This is a genomic window from Microbacterium jepli, assembly GCF_047237905.1.
Taxonomy (GTDB): Bacteria; Actinomycetota; Actinomycetes; order Actinomycetales; family Microbacteriaceae; genus Microbacterium.
In genome coordinates this window covers 1,367,265-1,382,751 of record NZ_JBDFLW010000005.1, presented here as the reverse complement: position 1 = coordinate 1,382,751, position 15,487 = coordinate 1,367,265, and the positions used below count along the sequence as shown (strand labels likewise).

13 protein-coding genes and 1 pseudogene are annotated in these 15,487 nt (G+C 72.4%); 11 read left to right on the top strand and 3 right to left on the bottom strand.

Annotated features, from left to right (window positions below):
* Positions 1-54 precede the first annotated feature (54 nt).
* The 3 genes from ABC304_RS10730 to ABC304_RS10720 form a co-directional block, all read right to left on the bottom strand.
* On the bottom strand, positions 55-1,458 hold the full coding sequence (locus ABC304_RS10730) for an NtaA/DmoA family FMN-dependent monooxygenase (protein ID WP_412930594.1): 1,404 nt from the start codon (positions 1,456-1,458) through the stop codon (positions 55-57).
* Positions 1,455-2,303 carry a sulfurtransferase gene (locus ABC304_RS10725; RefSeq protein ID WP_412930593.1) on the bottom strand — a complete coding sequence of 283 codons (849 nt, stop codon included), beginning with the start codon at positions 2,301-2,303 and terminating at the stop codon, positions 1,455-1,457. Before ABC304_RS10725 ends, ABC304_RS10730 begins: the two co-directional genes overlap by 4 nt.
* Positions 2,304-2,396: 93 nt before the next feature.
* Positions 2,397-3,725 (bottom strand): M20/M25/M40 family metallo-hydrolase, encoded by a 1,329-nt coding sequence (locus ABC304_RS10720; protein ID WP_412930592.1) that lies wholly within the window; start codon positions 3,723-3,725, stop codon positions 2,397-2,399.
* 65 nt (positions 3,726-3,790) lie between these two features.
* On the opposite strand from ABC304_RS10720, the gene ABC304_RS10715 reads away from it, so the two are divergent.
* The 11 genes and pseudogenes from ABC304_RS10715 (at position 3,791) to ABC304_RS10665 (ending at position 15,442) form a co-directional block, all read left to right on the top strand.
* Positions 3,791-4,798 (top strand): Gfo/Idh/MocA family protein, encoded by a 1,008-nt coding sequence (locus tag ABC304_RS10715; RefSeq protein ID WP_412930591.1) that lies wholly within the window; start codon positions 3,791-3,793, stop codon positions 4,796-4,798.
* Positions 4,791-5,447: pseudogene (locus tag ABC304_RS10710) on the top strand (NYN domain-containing protein); the annotation flags it as partial. The gene ABC304_RS10715 and the pseudogene ABC304_RS10710, both read left to right, overlap by 8 nt.
* Positions 5,448-5,861: 414 nt before the next feature.
* Positions 5,862-6,137, top strand: coding sequence for an OST-HTH/LOTUS domain-containing protein (locus ABC304_RS10705; protein WP_412932907.1), 276 nt, complete (start codon positions 5,862-5,864; stop codon positions 6,135-6,137).
* A gap of 65 nt (positions 6,138-6,202) precedes the next feature.
* Positions 6,203-7,399, top strand: a complete 1,197-nt coding sequence (locus tag ABC304_RS10700) for an ROK family transcriptional regulator (RefSeq protein ID WP_412930590.1) — start codon at positions 6,203-6,205, stop codon at positions 7,397-7,399.
* A gap of 9 nt (positions 7,400-7,408) precedes the next feature.
* Entirely contained in the window at positions 7,409-8,494 is a 1,086-nt protein-coding gene (locus ABC304_RS10695) for a sugar ABC transporter substrate-binding protein (RefSeq protein ID WP_412930589.1), read from the top strand.
* A 61-nt stretch (positions 8,495-8,555) separates the two neighbouring features.
* Positions 8,556-9,446, top strand: coding sequence for an ATP-binding cassette domain-containing protein (locus ABC304_RS10690; protein ID WP_412932905.1), 891 nt, complete (start codon positions 8,556-8,558; stop codon positions 9,444-9,446).
* Positions 9,447-9,538: 92 nt separating this feature from the next.
* Positions 9,539-10,693: a sugar ABC transporter permease gene (locus ABC304_RS10685; RefSeq protein WP_412932903.1), complete on the top strand. Its 1,155-nt coding sequence runs from the start codon at positions 9,539-9,541 to the stop codon at positions 10,691-10,693.
* Between the two features lie 275 nt (positions 10,694-10,968).
* On the top strand, positions 10,969-12,051 hold the full coding sequence (locus ABC304_RS10680) for a sugar ABC transporter substrate-binding protein (RefSeq protein WP_412930588.1): 1,083 nt from the start codon (positions 10,969-10,971) through the stop codon (positions 12,049-12,051).
* A 73-nt stretch (positions 12,052-12,124) separates the two neighbouring features.
* A complete protein-coding gene (locus ABC304_RS10675) occupies positions 12,125-12,910 on the top strand; it encodes an ATP-binding cassette domain-containing protein (RefSeq protein WP_412930587.1) in 786 nt (261 codons plus the stop codon).
* The gene (locus ABC304_RS10670; RefSeq protein ID WP_412930586.1) at positions 12,907-14,175 is read left to right on the top strand and encodes a sugar ABC transporter permease; all 1,269 of its coding nucleotides are present in this window, start codon (positions 12,907-12,909) and stop codon (positions 14,173-14,175) included. The genes ABC304_RS10675 and ABC304_RS10670 overlap by 4 nt, the downstream gene beginning before the upstream one ends.
* Positions 14,176-14,335: 160 nt before the next feature.
* Entirely contained in the window at positions 14,336-15,442 is a 1,107-nt protein-coding gene (locus ABC304_RS10665) for a class I SAM-dependent methyltransferase (RefSeq protein ID WP_412930585.1), read from the top strand.
* Positions 15,443-15,487: the final 45 nt, after the last annotated feature.

Genomic DNA, 15,487 nt, shown 5'->3' with positions numbered 1-15,487 from the left:
CACCGGCCGTCATGGAGCGTCACGGGGCGTCACACGGACGCCCCGTGAGGCGCCTCAGGATGCTGCGGCGACCGCGGTCGTGTACGTCAGGCGCGGTGCGCCCAGGCCCAGCCGCTCGCGCAGGGTCGCGCCGGAACGGCCGAGGAGACCGCGGGCACGGAGCACGGGCACGGCCAGAGCGGCGAAGGCCTCGAACTGCCCGGGCTGGAACGCGGAGAGCACGTTGAAGCCGTCGGCGGCCCCCGCGTCGCGCCAGCTCTCGAGGTGGTCGGCGATGGTCGCGGCATCTCCGACGACGAAGGCCGCCGGCACGGCGTGCGCGGCGACCAGGTGCCGCCAGGTCAGTGCGCGGTCATCGCCGTCGGCGCCTGCGCGCCGGCCCGTGCGCTGGGCGACGAGCTCCACGGTGCGGGTTCCCGTCGCGCCGAATTGCGCCACGACGCCCGGGTGGACGACGTCGTCCAGGTTCGCGGTACGGGCCTCGTGGTCGATGGGGAGCTCGATCGCGTCGAGGAACTCGGCCAGGCTCCGCCCCGCCGGGAAGCCCGCCCTGCCGGCGTGCCGGTCGGCGAGCGGCACGAGCTGCAGCAGGCGGTCGACGATGGCGCGGGCCGCGGCATCCGTCTCCGCCACGACCGGCAGCACCGGGGCGATCACCTTCACCGTGCCGGGATCCCGTCCGGCGGCGGCCGCTGCGGCGCGCAGCTCGGCTCGGGCGGTGCGCGCGGCGGCGATGTCGGGCGCGGCGATGAGTGCGAGGTCTGCCTCGGAGCCGGCGAGGGCGCGGGAGCGCGGCGAGGTGCCCGCGTGCACCAGCGGCAGGTGGCCCTGCGGCGGCCGGGCGACGTTCAGCGGCCCCTCGACGCGCAGCGCCGACCCCTCGAAGGCCGCGGCCCGCAGGCGATCCGGATCGATGAGCACCCCGGCGTCGCGGTCGGCGATCCAGGCGTCCTCGTCCCACGACTCCCACAGCCGCCGCAGCACCTGGACGAACTCCTCCGCCCGGTCGTATCGGCCGGCGTTGTCGGCGTGCGCGTCGCGGCCGTAGTTGCCGGCGGCGCGGGGCTCCGCGCCGGTGACGAGGTTGACGCCGCCGCGGCCGCCGGTGAGGAGGTCGAGGGATGCGGTGGCCCGGGCCGTGGCGTACGGGTCGGCGTAGGTGGTGTTGACGGTGGCGATGAGGCCGATGCGCTCGGTCACCGACGCCAGGTAGAGCACCGCACTGATCGGGTCGATGCGGGCGAGGAGGTACGGGTCGCGGAACTCGAGGTCGGGGCCGGTGGCCAGCCAATCGCCGAAGAACAGGTAGTCGAGCCCGGCGTCCTCGGCCGTCCGCGCGACGCGGCGGAGGATCCCGGCGTCCTGCGTCGGATCGGCGTGCGCGCCGGGGTGGCGCCACCCGGCCGGATGCGCGCCGAGCGTGCGCACCATCGCGCCGAGGATCAGCGGCTCGCTCATGCCGTCGCTCCGCCGTGCGGCTCCGCACCCGTCGCCACCGGCCGCCCGGGCGTCTGGGACCACTGGCTCCACGAACCGGGATAGACCGTGACTTCGACGCCCGCGAGGGCTCCGGCGAGCGCGGCGTGGGAGGCCGCGATGCCCGAGCCGCAGTACGCGGCGACGGGGACGTCGGCGCGCGCGCCCGCGTCGGCGAACGCCGCGCGGAGCTCGTCCGGCGAGCGGAAGCGCCCGGCGTCGGTGAACGAGGGCGTGGGGAGGTTGACGGCGCCGGGGATGTGACCGGCCACGGGGTCCATCGGCTCGGTCTCGCCGCGGTAGCGCTCGGGCGCGCGCACGTCCAGGAGCAGGCCCTTCTCGGGCCACGCCGCGGCCTCGTCGATGTCCAGGCCGGGGCGAAGGGGTGCGAGATCGACGTCGCCGGGAACGGGCACGACCTGCCCCTCCTCGAGCGCGCGGCCGTCGCCGGTCCAGGCGCGCAGACCGCCGTCGAGCACGCGGACGTCCGTGATCCCGCTCCGGCTCAGCAGCCACCAGGCACGGGCCGCCGCGACGGATCCCGCGTCGTCGTAGACGACGACCGTGTCGCCGTTCGAGACGCCCCATCGGCGCGCGGCCGCCTGCAGCGTGTCGCGATCGGGCACGGGGTGCCGTCCGTCCTGCGGCGTGCCGGGGGTGGACAGCTCGTGGTCGAGGTCGACGTAGACGGCGCCGGGGATGTGCCCGCCGCGGTAGGCGATGCGGCCGTCGGGGGCGTCCAGTCGCCACCGCACGTCGAGCACGCGGACGGCGTCCTCGGCGGAGATCAGCTCGGCCAGGTCGGCGGGTGTCGTGAGAAGAGGCATGCGGCCATCGTGCCCCGCCGCGCCCGGGTCCCGGCAGGCGCCCGGCAACAGTTCGACACACGCCCGCGGGCGCCCCGGCGTCCGGCCCGCGGGTCAGGAGGCGGCGATCAGCGCCCGGTAGAAGCCGATGCCGCGCTCCCACGACGACACCCGGATACGTTCGTTGTGGGAGTGCAGCGCGTCGCGCTCGGCTCGGCTCATCGGGAACGGCGTGAAGCGGTAGACGTGCGTGCTGAGCTCCGTGAACCAGCGGCTGTCGCTCGCCCCGAGCTGCAGGTAGGGCGTGGTCACGATGTCCTCGCCGAGCGTGTCCCGGACGGCGCCCGCGAGCCGGCGCCACTCCTCACCGCGCCAGGGCGAGACCGGCGAGGGTTCGGACGCGTGGCGCACCACGACCTCGACGGCCGGGTCGTCGATCGCGCGGCGGACGTGCGCGACGGCGCCCTCGGACGCGTCCCCGGTGAGAAGGCGGACGTTCACCGACGCACGCGCGGTGGTCGCCAGCACGTTCTCCGCGGGGGCGCCGCTCATCTCGGTGACCACAGCCGTCGTCCGCACGAGGGCGTTCGTCTCGGGGCCGAGCCGGGTGAGCGCGGCCGCGACCAGCGGCGCCGTGACGCCGAGCGACCCGAACACCGCGCTCAGCGGTCGCGCGGCGTGCGGGGCGACGGTGGCGAGCATCGCCCGCACCGGCGGGGTGATGCGCGCCGGGAACGGATGCCGGTGGAGCCGGTCGATGGCACGGGCGAGGCGCACGGTGGCCGGGGTGGCCGGCGGCGTCGAGGCATGCCCGCCGTCCTCCCGGACCACCAGTTCGAGCGTCATCACCCCGCGCTCGGCGACGCCCACCATGGCGGTGGGCACCGAGACCCCGGGGAGCACGCCCTCCACCACCGCCCCGCCCTCGTCGAGCACGAGCCCCGGCCGCACGCCGCGCGCCCGCAGGAGCGACACGATCGCCCGTGCGCCGTCGCCCGCGGTCTCCTCGTTGTGACCGAAGGAGAGGAACACGTCGCGCTCCGGCGTCACGCCCTCGGCCAGCAGCTGCTCCACGGCCTCGGCGACGGCCACGAGCGCGCCCTTGTCGTCGATCGCCCCGCGGGCATGGATCGCGGCATCCGCCCCCTCTCCGACGATGTCGGCGGCGAAGGGCCCGTGGTCCCACTCCTCCTCCACGACCGGCACGACGTCGTAGTGGGCCATCAGCACGAGCGGCGCCGAGGCCGACCGGCCCGGCCAGCGGTACAGGAGGGAGTGTCCGGCGACGACGTCGCGCTCGAGACGCGCGTGCAGCAGCGGGTAGAGGTCGGCGAGGGCGGCGGCGAACTCGTCGAACCGCGCCCAGTCCGTACGCGACTCGTCGACGTGGGAGACCGTCGGGATGCGGAGCAGATCACGGAAGCGGTCGACCGGGGATGCCACGGCCCGAGCCTAGCCGCGCGGGCTCGGCCGACGCGGGCGGGCGCCGCGCCGGTACGCTCGAAGACATGACTTCCTCTGCCCCCACCGGTCTGCGCTGGGGCATTCTCGCCACCGGCGGGATCGCGCACGCATTCGCCTCCGACCTTCGCACCGCTGGACTCGACCTCGTCGCCGTCGGCTCGCGCCGCCCGGACGCCGCCGCCGCCTTCGCGGCCGAGTTCGGCATCCCCCACGTCCACGGGTCGTACGAGGACCTCGCCGCCGACCCCGAGGTGGACATCGTCTACGTCGCCACGCCGCACCCCGCGCACGCGGAGAACGCGCTGCTGCTGATCGAGCACGGCAAGCACGTGCTCGTCGAGAAGCCCTTCACGCTCGCCGCCGCCGAGGCCGCCGCCGTCCAGGAGGCGGCAGCCGCCCGCGGCGTGCTGGCGATGGAGGCGATGTGGACGCGCTACCTGCCGCACATGGTGCGCATCCGCGAGATCGTCGCCGCCGGCACGCTCGGCGAGGTGCGCGCGCTGACCGCCGACCACACGCAGAAGATCAGCGACGACCCCTCGCACCGCCTCAACGACCTCGCGCTCGGCGGCGGCGCCCTCCTCGACCTCGGGATCTACCCCGTCTCCTTCGCGTGGGACATCCTCGGCGCCCCCGCGACGGTCGCCGTCGCCGCGCGCATCGGCGAGACCGGCGCCGACACCGAGATCGCCGCGATCTTCACGCACGCATCCGGCGCCCTGTCCACGAGCATCTCCTCCTCCCGCGCCGCCGGCCCGAACACGGCCAGCATCGTCGGCACCGAGGCCCGCATCGACATCGACCGCGTCTGGTACACCCCGACGTCGTTCCGCGTGACGACGGCCGACGGCACCGTGCTCGAGGAGTACGTCTCCGAGGTCGAGGGCCGGGGCATGCAGTACCAGGCGCTCGCGGCCGAACAGATCATCGCAGCGGGCGGCACCGACAGCGACGTGCTCCCGATCGCCGAGAGCGTCGCCATCATGGCGAACCTCGACGAGATGCGCAGGACGATCGGGGTCCGCTACCCCGGAGAGGCAGATCATGGCTGACCCGCAGACCAACCGCGTCGCCGTCTACCTGGACTTCGACAACATCGTCATGTCCTGGTACGACCGCGTCCACGGGCGCAACTCCTACGCCAAGGACCGTCAGCGCATCGCCGAGGACCCCACCGCACCCGACGTCGCCGAGCGGCTCGCCGCCGCCACCATCGACGTCGGCGCGATCATCGACTTCGCGGCGTCTTTCGGCACCCTGGTGCTCACGCGCGCCTACGCCGACTGGTCGTCGCCGGTCAACGCCGTCTACCGCTCGCAGCTCGTCGCGCGCGCCGTCGACCTCGTGCAGCTGTTCCCCGCGGCCGCCTACGCCAAGAACGGCGCCGACATCCGCCTCGCCGTCGACGCCGTCGAGGACATGTTCCGCCTCCCCGACCTCACGCACGTGATGATCGTGGGCGGCGACTCGGACTACGTGCCGCTGGCGCAGCGGTGCAAGCGGCTCGGGCGCTACGTCATCGGCGTGGGCGTGGCCGGTTCGACCGCCAAGTCGCTCGCCGCCGCCTGCGACGAGTTCGAGGCCTACGACTCCCTCCCGGGTGTGCCCTCGCTGCCGCGCCGCGCGCCGCGCGCCTCCGCGCCCGCAGCCACGACCGAGGCTCCGGCCTCCGCCGACGAGGCGACCGCCGGGCAGGAGCCCGCACCTGCGAAGAGCTCCCGCCGTCGCGGGGGTCGTGGAGGGTCGAAGGACGTCTCCGCAGAGGCGAAGGCCGCCGAGCCCACGGCTGACGCCGATGCGACGCCCGACACCGCCGCAGAGGTCGCAGCCGACACGGCTCCGGAGTCGGACGCCGCCGCGGCGCCCGCCCGGTCCACCCGCAGCCGCGCCGCGAAGGCCCCGGCGGCGGAGAGCGCCGAGGCCGTCACCGAGAGCGCGCCCGTCGCCGAAGCCGAGGAGGTGCCGCAGGATCAGGATGCTGCGACCACGCGCCCGGTGCGCCGTCCGCGCCGCGCGACCTCGGCCTCCACGGCAGCCGCCGCGGCGGCCAGTGCCGCCGGACAGGGCGGAGCCGATGCAGGATCGCTGTTCCTCGCCCCCTCGACCGCGAGCGTCATGGTCGTCGAGGACGACCCGCAGGACGAGGAGGACCCGCAGGAGAACGCGACGCGACTGCTGGAGCGGGCGCTGCGGCTCGGTGTGAAGGACGATTCCGAGTGGCTGCACAGCTCCGCCGTGAAGACGCACATGCGCCGCATGGACCCGTCGTTCAGCGAGAAGGCGCTCGGCTTCCGGTCGTTCAACGACTTCGTGAAGGCACGCGCCGACGTCGCCGAACTCGAGGAGACCGGTCACGAGCGCCTGGTACGACTGCACCCGTCGCGCTCCTGAGGCACGACGCCGCGCGAGACCGCGGGGCGCAGCATCCTTCTGTCCGTGCGTGACCGTCGAGTAAAGTGACGCTCGTGGCCCGCCTGACTTCGCCCCCAGGCTCTCAGGCTTCGCTTCGCGAAGCCAACAGAGCCCGGCTCGTCGAGTCCTTGAAGCGCCATGGACGCCTCACGCAGGTGGAGCTCGCCGGCAGCACGGGGCTGTCGCCGGCGACCGTCTCCAACATCGTGAAGGAGCTCACGGCGGCGGGCCTGCTCCACACCTCGATCACCTCGCGGAGCGGGCGTCGCGCCACGCTGGTGTCGCTCTCGCGACGCCTCGGGCTCGTCGCGGGCGTGCACTTCAGCTCGCGGCAGCTGCACATCGCCATCGCCGATGTGACGCGGACGATCGTCGCGCAGACCTCGCTCCCGCTTCCGCTGGATCACCGCCACGACGCCGAGCTCGATCGCCTCGCCATCCTGCTCAGCGACATGATGGAGTCGCTCGGCGGCGGCGTCGGCGATCTCCTCGCCGTCGGGCTCGCGCTGCCGGCCCCTGTCGATCCGCGCACCGGGATGGTCTCCACGCCCGGGCTCCTCCGCGGCTGGGAGGGCGTCGACATCGGCGCCGACCTCGCCTCGCGCATCGACCGGCCGGTCTACGTCGACAGCGAGGCCAACCTCGGCGGTCTCGCGGAGGCCCGCGAGGGCAGCAGCCGGGCGGTGGGCTCGTCGGTCTTCATCCGCGTCGGCCACACCATCAGCGCGGGCCTCGTCGTGAACGGCGACCTGTTCCGCGGGGTCAACGGCAAGGCCGGGCAGATCGGCCACGTCACGATCGACGAGAACGGCCCGATCTGCCGCTGCAGCAACCGCGGCTGCCTCGAGACCTACGCCGGCGGCCCCGCCCTGCTCTCGCTCTTCCCGCCCTCCGACGGCATGCACCGGCTGGGCGACCTTCTCCAAGCGGCGGAGGAGGGCGACGGCAGCTCGCGCCGCGTCATCGCCGACGCCGGACGCCACCTCGGCATCGCGGCGGCGAGCCTGTGCAACCTCTTCGACCCCGAGCTGATCGTCGTGGGCGGCGAGCTCGGCCAGGCGGGCGAGATCCTGATGGCGCCGATGCGCCACTCGCTCGACCGCAGCGCCCTGGCCACCGACACCGGCCTGCCCGAGATCGTGGGGGCCTCCTTCGGGGAGTGGGCCGAGGCCCGCGGGGCGATCGCGATCGCGCTGGACCACGTCACGGTGGACGCCGAAGCCCTGCCCTACTCGGCCTGAGAAGCCGTCGTGCCGCTCCCGCGTTCGTCCCGTCCGTCGACCCGTCGCGGGCGCGCTCGCCGCGCGGGCGCCCTCGTCGTCGTCGCGGGCGTGCTGGCGACCCTCACCGCGTGCGCCCCCTCCGCGCCGAACGAGGGGACGATCGCGCTGCTGCTGCCCGACGCGAAGACGGCGCGGTACGAGACGTTCGACCGCCCGTCCTTCGAGGCGCAGGTCGCCGCGAACGGCGACTTCACGGTGCAGTACGCCAACGCGGATCAGGATGCGGCGAAACAGCAGCAGCAGGCCGAATCCGCTCTGGCCGCGGGCGTCGACGTGCTGGTGCTCGACCCGGTCGACGGGCGCGCCGCGGCGACGATCGTCAGCCAGGCGAACGCGCAGAACGTGCCGGTCATCGCCTACGACCGCCTCATCGCCGGGGGCCGGATCGCCTACTACGTGTCCTTCGACAACGAGAAGGTCGGACTCCTGCAGGCGACCGCGCTCGTGGACGGGCTGGCCGACCGCGGGCAGCCCGGGGGCGGCATCCTGATGGTCAACGGCTCCCCCACCGACAGCAACGCCGCGCAGTTCAACGCGGGGGCGCGGAGCGTGCTGGACGCCAGCGGCCTGAACGTGCTCGCGACCTACGACACCCCGGACTGGAGCCCCGACAAGGCTCAGCAGTGGGTCGCCGGCCAGGTCGCCCAGCGCGGCGACGGCATCGCCGGCGTGTACGCCGCGAACGACGGCACGGCCGGAGGCGCCATCGCCGCGCTCAAGGCCGCCGGCGTGGCGCCCCTGCCGCTGGTGACGGGACAGGACGCGGAGCTCGCCGCGATCCAGCGCCTCGTGACCGGCGACCAGTACATGACCGTCTACAAGGCGATCCGTCAGCAGGCCGAGCGCGCCGCCGACGTCGCCGTCGCCCTCGCCCGTGGCGAGACGGTCACCGCGCCGACGGAGCAGGACGGCATCCCCACGACGCTGCTGGAGCCGGTCGCCGTGACGGTGGACGACATCCTCGCGACGGTCGTCGCCGACGGGGTGTGGAGCGTCCAGGAGATCTGCACGCCCGACTACGCTGAGGCATGCGATGCGGCGGGGATCCGGTGATCGCGGGAAGAATCCGGTGACACAGCCCAGGACAGGACGCGCGCGGGAGCGCGTGCTGACGATGCACGGCATCGGCAAGCACTTCGGCGCCGTCCGCGCCCTGACCGACGTCGACTTCTGGGTGAACGAGGGCGAAGTGGTCGCGCTCGTCGGCGACAACGGCGCCGGGAAGTCCACGCTCGTGAAGATCCTCGCCGGCGTGCACACGCCGGATGCCGGCACGATCGAGTTCGACGGCGAAGCCGTCACCATCCCCGGCCCCGCCCACGCGCAGGACCTCGGCATCGCGACCGTGTTCCAGGACCTCGCCCTCTGCGACAACCTCGACGTCGTCGCGAACCTGTGGCTCGGACGCGAGCTCGTCGACGGCGCGCGGCTCGACGAGGTCGACATGGAGCAGCGCACGTGGACGCTGCTGCGGGAGCTGTCGGCGAAGATCCCCTCGGTGCGCGTCCCCGTCGCCGCTTTGTCGGGCGGACAGCGGCAGACCGTCGCGATCGCCCGCTCCCTGGTGGGCGATCCCCGCATCGTCATCCTCGACGAGCCGACGGCGGCGCTCGGCGTGGCGCAGACCGCGGAGGTCCTGAATCTCATCGAGCGCCTTCGCGAGCGCGGCCATGGCGTCGTGCTCGTCAGCCACAACATGGCCGACGTCATGGCGGTGGCCGATCGCGTCGTGGTGCTGCGCCTGGGCCGCAACAACGGCGTCTACAACGTCGCCGACGTCACCAGCGCGATGCTCATCGCCGCGATCACCGGCGCCACCGACAACGCGGTGTCCCGCAGGGCGGCGAATGACGCGGATGCCGCGACCCGCCCGACCTCGGCACGCTCTCGTGTGGCAGCCGACCCTGTGGGCCCCCCGGAGCCCCGCGTGCGGACGACCGGCGAAGCCGAGATCATCACGCTGCCCGGCGTGCGCCGCCGCGATCGGGACGAAGGTCGCGAATGAGCGGCGAGCGCGGCACCCGGACGCCGACGGGCGGCATCCTGGCCGACGCGTCGACCGACCGCATCCGGGTGCTCGGCGCGGCGGACTCCGTCATGTCGCGCCTGCGGGGCGGGGATCTGGGTGCGCTCCCCGTCATCGTCGGTCTCGCCGTGATCTGGAGCGTCTTCCAGATCCTCAACCCGGTCTTCCTCTCCAGCGGCAACCTCGTGAATTTGACCATGCAGTGCGCGGCCATCGGCACGATCGCCCTGGGCGTGGTGATCGTGCTCCTCGTCGGCGAGATCGACCTCTCGGTCGGCTCGGTCGCCGGACTCGGCAGCGCCGTTCTGGCGGTCACCTTCGTGCAGCTGCAGTGGAACCTCGTGCTCGCCCTGCTGGCCGCCGTCGCCATCGGCACGGTCGTGGGCCTGCTCTACGGCATCGTCTACACCCGGTTCGGCGTGCCCAGCTTCGTCATCACCCTCGCCGGTCTGCTCGGCTTCCTGGGCCTGCAGCTGTGGGTGCTTGGCGACACCGGCTCGATCAACCTCCCCTTCGACTCCTGGATCGTGCTGTTCGCCCAGCAGTTGTTCCTCCCCGCCTGGCTGTCCTACGTCGCAGCGGTGCTCGCGGTCGCGGCCTACGCGTACTCCCTCCTCCGCCGCGCGCGGCGGAGGGTCGCCGCCGACCTCGACAGCCAGAGCATCCGCGAGATCGCCGTGCGCGCGGGCGTCCTGCTCGCCGTGCTCCTCGTGTCGGCGTGGTATCTCAACCTCACCCGCGGGGTGGGGGTGATGTTCCTCTTCTTCCTCCTGCTCGTGGTGGCCGCCCACCTCACCCTGACCCGGACGAAGTGGGGTCGCGCGGTCTACGCCGTGGGCGGCTCGGAGGAGGCCGCGCGCCGCGCCGGCATCCGCGTCGACCGCATCTACATCTCCGTCTTCATGCTGTGCTCGACGCTCGCGGCCATCGGCGGCGTCCTGGCCGCCGCCCGTCTGTCCTCGGCCGGTCAGAGCAGCGGCGGAGGGGACACCAACCTGACAGCGATCGCCGCCGCCGTCATCGGCGGAGCGAGCCTCTTCGGCGGTCGCGGCACCGCGTTCGCGGCGCTCATCGGCATCGTGGTTATCCAGTCGATCTCCTCCGGGCTGACGCTGCTGAGCCTGGCCAGCTCGGTGCAGTTCATGGTGACCGGCCTGGTGCTGGTGCTGGCCGTCATCGTCGACTCGGTCTCGCGACGGTCTCGCGCAGCATCCGGTCGCGCCTGAACCCTGCGTTCAAGGCACGAACTCTCCGCGGCCATCGGACGGGGTCAATGTCGCGTGATTGAGCAGAGTGCCCGTCGACGTGCGGTTGGACCGTGCATTTCTCCGGTTTGCCGTGCGACTTCTGCGATCACCGAACGGCGTTCGTGAACGGAGATGCCCGCGTTGCCAAAGCGTTACGTTCAAGACTTGACGCCAAGAACCGCAGTGGAGAAGATCGCTGTACCGCGATCGCCGTCTGCTACCCGGATCGCGGATTCAATGACGAAAGGCGCAAGATGAAGAAGTCTTCCCTCCTGGCCGCAGCCGCTCTCAGCGGCGCGGCCGCACTGCTGCTGGCCGGCTGTGCCGGCTCCAGCGGCGGAACCGCCAGCGGCGGCTCCACCGAAGGCGGCGGCGACGCTGCCGGAGCACGCGCGTGCGTGATCCTCCCCGACGCGGCCTCATCGCCCCGCTGGGAGAACTTCGACCGCGAGTACCTGCAGAAGGCGCTCACCGACGCCGGCTTCGAGGCCGACATCCAGAACGCCCAGGGCGACGTCAACAAGTACTCGACGATCGCCGACCAGCAGCTCACCCAGGGCTGCGGTGTCATGCTGCTGACCGACTACCAGGGTGCGGCCGAGGCCGTCGCCACGAAGGCCAAGGCCGAGGGCATCCCGGTCATCGCCTACGACCGTCCGTTCTCCGGCGCCGACTACTACGTCTCCTTCGACAACATGAAGGTCGGCGAGCTCGAGGGCCAGACCGTCCTCGACGGCCTCAAGGCCGCCGGCAAGGACCCGGCGACCGCGGTCGTCGTCTACATGGGCGGTGACCCCACCGACGGCAACGCGAAGATGTTCAAGGACGGCGCCGTCAAGGTCATGGAGGCCGCGGGCATCAAGCCGGCCGCCGAGCCCCCGGGGGTCTGGGACCAGGCCAAGTCGCAGACCAACTTCGAGCAGGCGTTGACCTCGCTCGGCGGCAAGGTCGACGGCGTGTGGGTGGCCAACGACACCAACGCGGCCGGCGTGATCAAGGTCCTGCAGGACAACAACCTGACCGGTGTCGCCGTGTCGGGTCAGGACGCGAACGTCGCCGGCCTGCAGAACGTGCTGCTCGGCTGGCAGACCGCCACGGTCTACAAGCAGGTCTCCCTCGAAGCGGATGCCGCGGTGAAGGTCGTCACGCAGCTGCTGAACAAGGAGACCCCCACGGCCGACCAGAAGCTCGACGACGGCACCCCGTACATCGCGGTGACGCCCGTCCTGGTCGGACCCGAAGAGGTCAAGACGGTCATCGAGAACGGCGACGCCTCGGCGTCGGACGTCTGCACCGGTGACGTCGCCGCCAAGTGCACGGAGTACGGCGTCAAGTAAGGCCCACATCACCGGGGCGTCGCGTCGTCATGGCGCGGCGCCCTCGTGTGTGATCGACCGCAAGGAAGCGAGCATGCCAGAACCGATCATCGAACTCGTGGGCGTCAAGAAGTCGTTCGGCCCCGTCAACGTCCTCAAGGGCGTCAACCTCCGCGTCTACCCCGGCCGCGTCACCGCCCTCGTGGGCGACAACGGCGCCGGGAAGTCCACCCTCATCAAGGGTCTCGCCGGCGTCCAGCCCTACGACGAGGGCGATGTCCTCTTCGAGGGCGCGCCCGTCTCCCTCACCACCCCGCGCGACGCCGGCGCGCTCGGCATCGAGGTCGTCTACCAGGACCTCGCGCTGTGCGACAACCTCGACATCGTCCAGAACATGTTCCTCGGGCGCGAAGAGCTCTCCGGCGGCACGTTCGACGAGGGCCGCATGGAGAAGGAGGCCTCCGACACCCTGCGGTCGCTCTCCGTGCGCACCGTCAAGTCGGTGCGTCAGAAGGTGTCGTCGCTCTCGGGCGGACAGCGCCAGACCGTCGCCATCGCCCGCGCGGTGCTGAAGAAGGCGCGCGTCGTCATCCTCGACGAGCCCACCGCCGCGCTCGGCGTGGCGCAGACCGAACAGGTGCTGCACCTGGTCGAGCGCCTCAAGGAGCAGAACGTCGCCGTGGTGCTCATCAGTCACAACCTCGCCGACGTGTTCGAGGTCGCCGACGACATCGCCGTGCTGTACCTCGGGCAGATGGTGGCGCAGCTGGAGACCAAGGACACCAACCGCGACGACGTCGTCGGCTACATCACCGGCACAAAGACCCAGGGCGTCGAGCTCATCGGCACCATCAACATCCCCACCGGAGGCGCTGAATGAGCAGCAACACCCGCACCAACGCCGCTCCGGACCCGGTCGCCAGCGACCTCATCGGCAGCGGCGTCGAAGGCGGTCTGAGCGATCAGATCAAGGCATGGTGGCAGCGCGTGCGGGGCGGCGACATGGGCGCCCTGCCCGCCGTCGGCGGTCTCGTCGTGCTCACCGTGCTGTTCACCTCGCTCAGCCCGTTCTTCCTCACGGAGCGCAACTTCGCGAACCTGCTCAATCAGGCCGCGACCCTCGTCATGCTCGGCATCGCGCTCGTCTTCGTGCTGCTGCTGGGCGAGATCGACCTGTCCGCCGGTGTCACCGGCGGCGTCGCGATGGCGCTCTTCGTCGTGCTGAACGTGCAGTTCGGCATCCCGTGGCCACTCGCCCTGCTGATCGGCTTCGGCTTCGGCATCATCACCGGCGCGCTCATCGGCTTCTTCGTGGCCAGGGTGGGCATTCCATCCTTCGTGGTGACACTGGGCCTGTTCCTGGGCTTCCAGGGCCTCGCCCTCGTCATCATCGGCCCCGGCGGCCTCTACCGCCTCGAGGTGCCCGAGCTGCTGGCGATCCAGAACGGCAACCTGCCAGTCTGGGGCGGATGGGCGATGCTCGTTGTCATGCTCGCCGTCTCGGCGGCGACGTCGTTCTGGGATCGCGCCCGCCGCTCGCGTGCCGGGGTGCCGAACCGCGCCATCTCGCTCGTGTGGATCAAGCTCGCCGTCATCGCCGTCATCGGCGGAGTCGCGGTCTACATCCTGAACGAGGATCGCGGCCAGTCCGTGATCGCCGTGCAGGGGGTGCCCATCATCGTCCCGATCGTGCTGGTCATCCTGTGGATCGGCACGTTCGTGCTCGACCGCACCAAGTTCGGCCGCTACATCTACGCGATCGGCGGCAACGCCGAGGCCGCCCGCCGCTCGGGCGTCAAGGTGCGCTGGGTCAAGTGGACGGCGTTCGTCATCTGCTCCTCCCTCGCCGTCATCTCCGCGCTGTTCAGCGTGGCGCGCGTCGGCTCGGTGGACGCGACCGTCGGTCGCGACATCGTGCTGAGCGGTGTCGCGGCAGCCGTCGTCGGCGGCGTCAGCCTCTTCGGCGGACGCGGCCGGCTGCTCCACGCCGCCATCGGTGCGCTGGTGATCGCCGTGATCACCAACGGCCTCGGACTGCTCAACCTCCCGGCCGGCATCAACCTGCTGGTCACTGGCGGCGTGCTCATCCTCGCCGCCACGGTCGACGCCGTCTCCCGGCTCCGCTCCGGCGGCGCACGGACCTAGCGGGCCACTCCCCCGACGCGGTGGTCGCAGCATCCCTCCGGGGATCTGCGGCCACCGTGTCGTCGTCGACCGGGCACCCGCAGCCCGTCAAGCACGCGTCGCCCGTCGGGCGCGATTCGTCGGGCGACGGGCGACGGGCGACGGGCGGTAGCGTCGGGGGGTGGACTTCCCGTTCGACGCGCTCCGGCGGCGCCCCGACCTCGAGGCGCCCGAGCTGCAGGCCTGGGATGCCGCGGACCTGCTCCTCCTGGACGAGTCCGCCGACGACCGGCGACGGGCGGGTGCGGGTGAGCTCGTCGTCATCGGCGACGGCTACGGAGCGCTGGCGCTCGCGGCCGTCGCCGACGGCGCTCGTGATGTGCGCGTGCACCAGGACGCGCTCACCGGTGAGCAGGCACTGGCGGCCAACGCCGCCGCGCTCCTGCCCGAGGCCGACGTGCGCTCGCTCACCCTCGACGCCGATCTCGTGCGCGGCGCGCGCGTGGTGTTGCTGCGGCTCCCCCGGTCGCTCCACGCCCTGGAGGACATCGCCGGGCTCATCGCCGCCCACGCCGCGCCGGACGTCATCGTCCACGCCGGCGGGCGCATCAAGCACATGACCGTGGCCATGAACGACGTGCTGCGGCGCTTCTTCCACCGTGTCGACGTGACGCACGCCCGGCAGAAGTCGCGGGTGCTCGTCGCGCGCGGTCCGCACGACGGAGCCGATCCGCGGGCGCGGAGGCAGCAGCATCCCGGGCTCCCGATCGTGTGCGCGTTCGGCGGAGCCTTCGCCGGCACGTCGGTCGACATCGGCACCCGGCTCCTGCTGGAGCACCTGCCTCCGGCGTTCCCCGACGAGGTCGTCGACCTCGCGTGCGGCACGGGCGTCATCGGGGCGTTCATCGCGATGCGGGATGCCGCCACTCGCGTGTACGCGACGGATCAGTCCGCCGCAGCGGTCGCCTCGGCACGCGCGACCGCGGACGCCAACGGCGTGGGCGACCGGATGCGCGTCATGCGCGACGACGCGCTGTCCTCTCGCGCGGACGACAGTGCGCGCCTCGTGACCCTGAACCCGCCGTTCCACATCGGAGCGGCGGTGCACGACGGGATCGCGCTGCGCCTGTTCGCCGAGGCCGGCCGCGTGCTGGAGCCGGGCGGCGAGCTGTGGACGGTGTGGAACTCCCCGCAGCGCTATCGCTCCGCCCTCGAGGAGCTGGCCGGCCCGACGCGCCAGATCGCCCGCAACGCGAAGTTCACCGTCACGGTGTCGACGGCGCGCTGAGCGTGCCCGCCGACCGTCCCGCGCCCGGTGTGGACACCGGCCGAG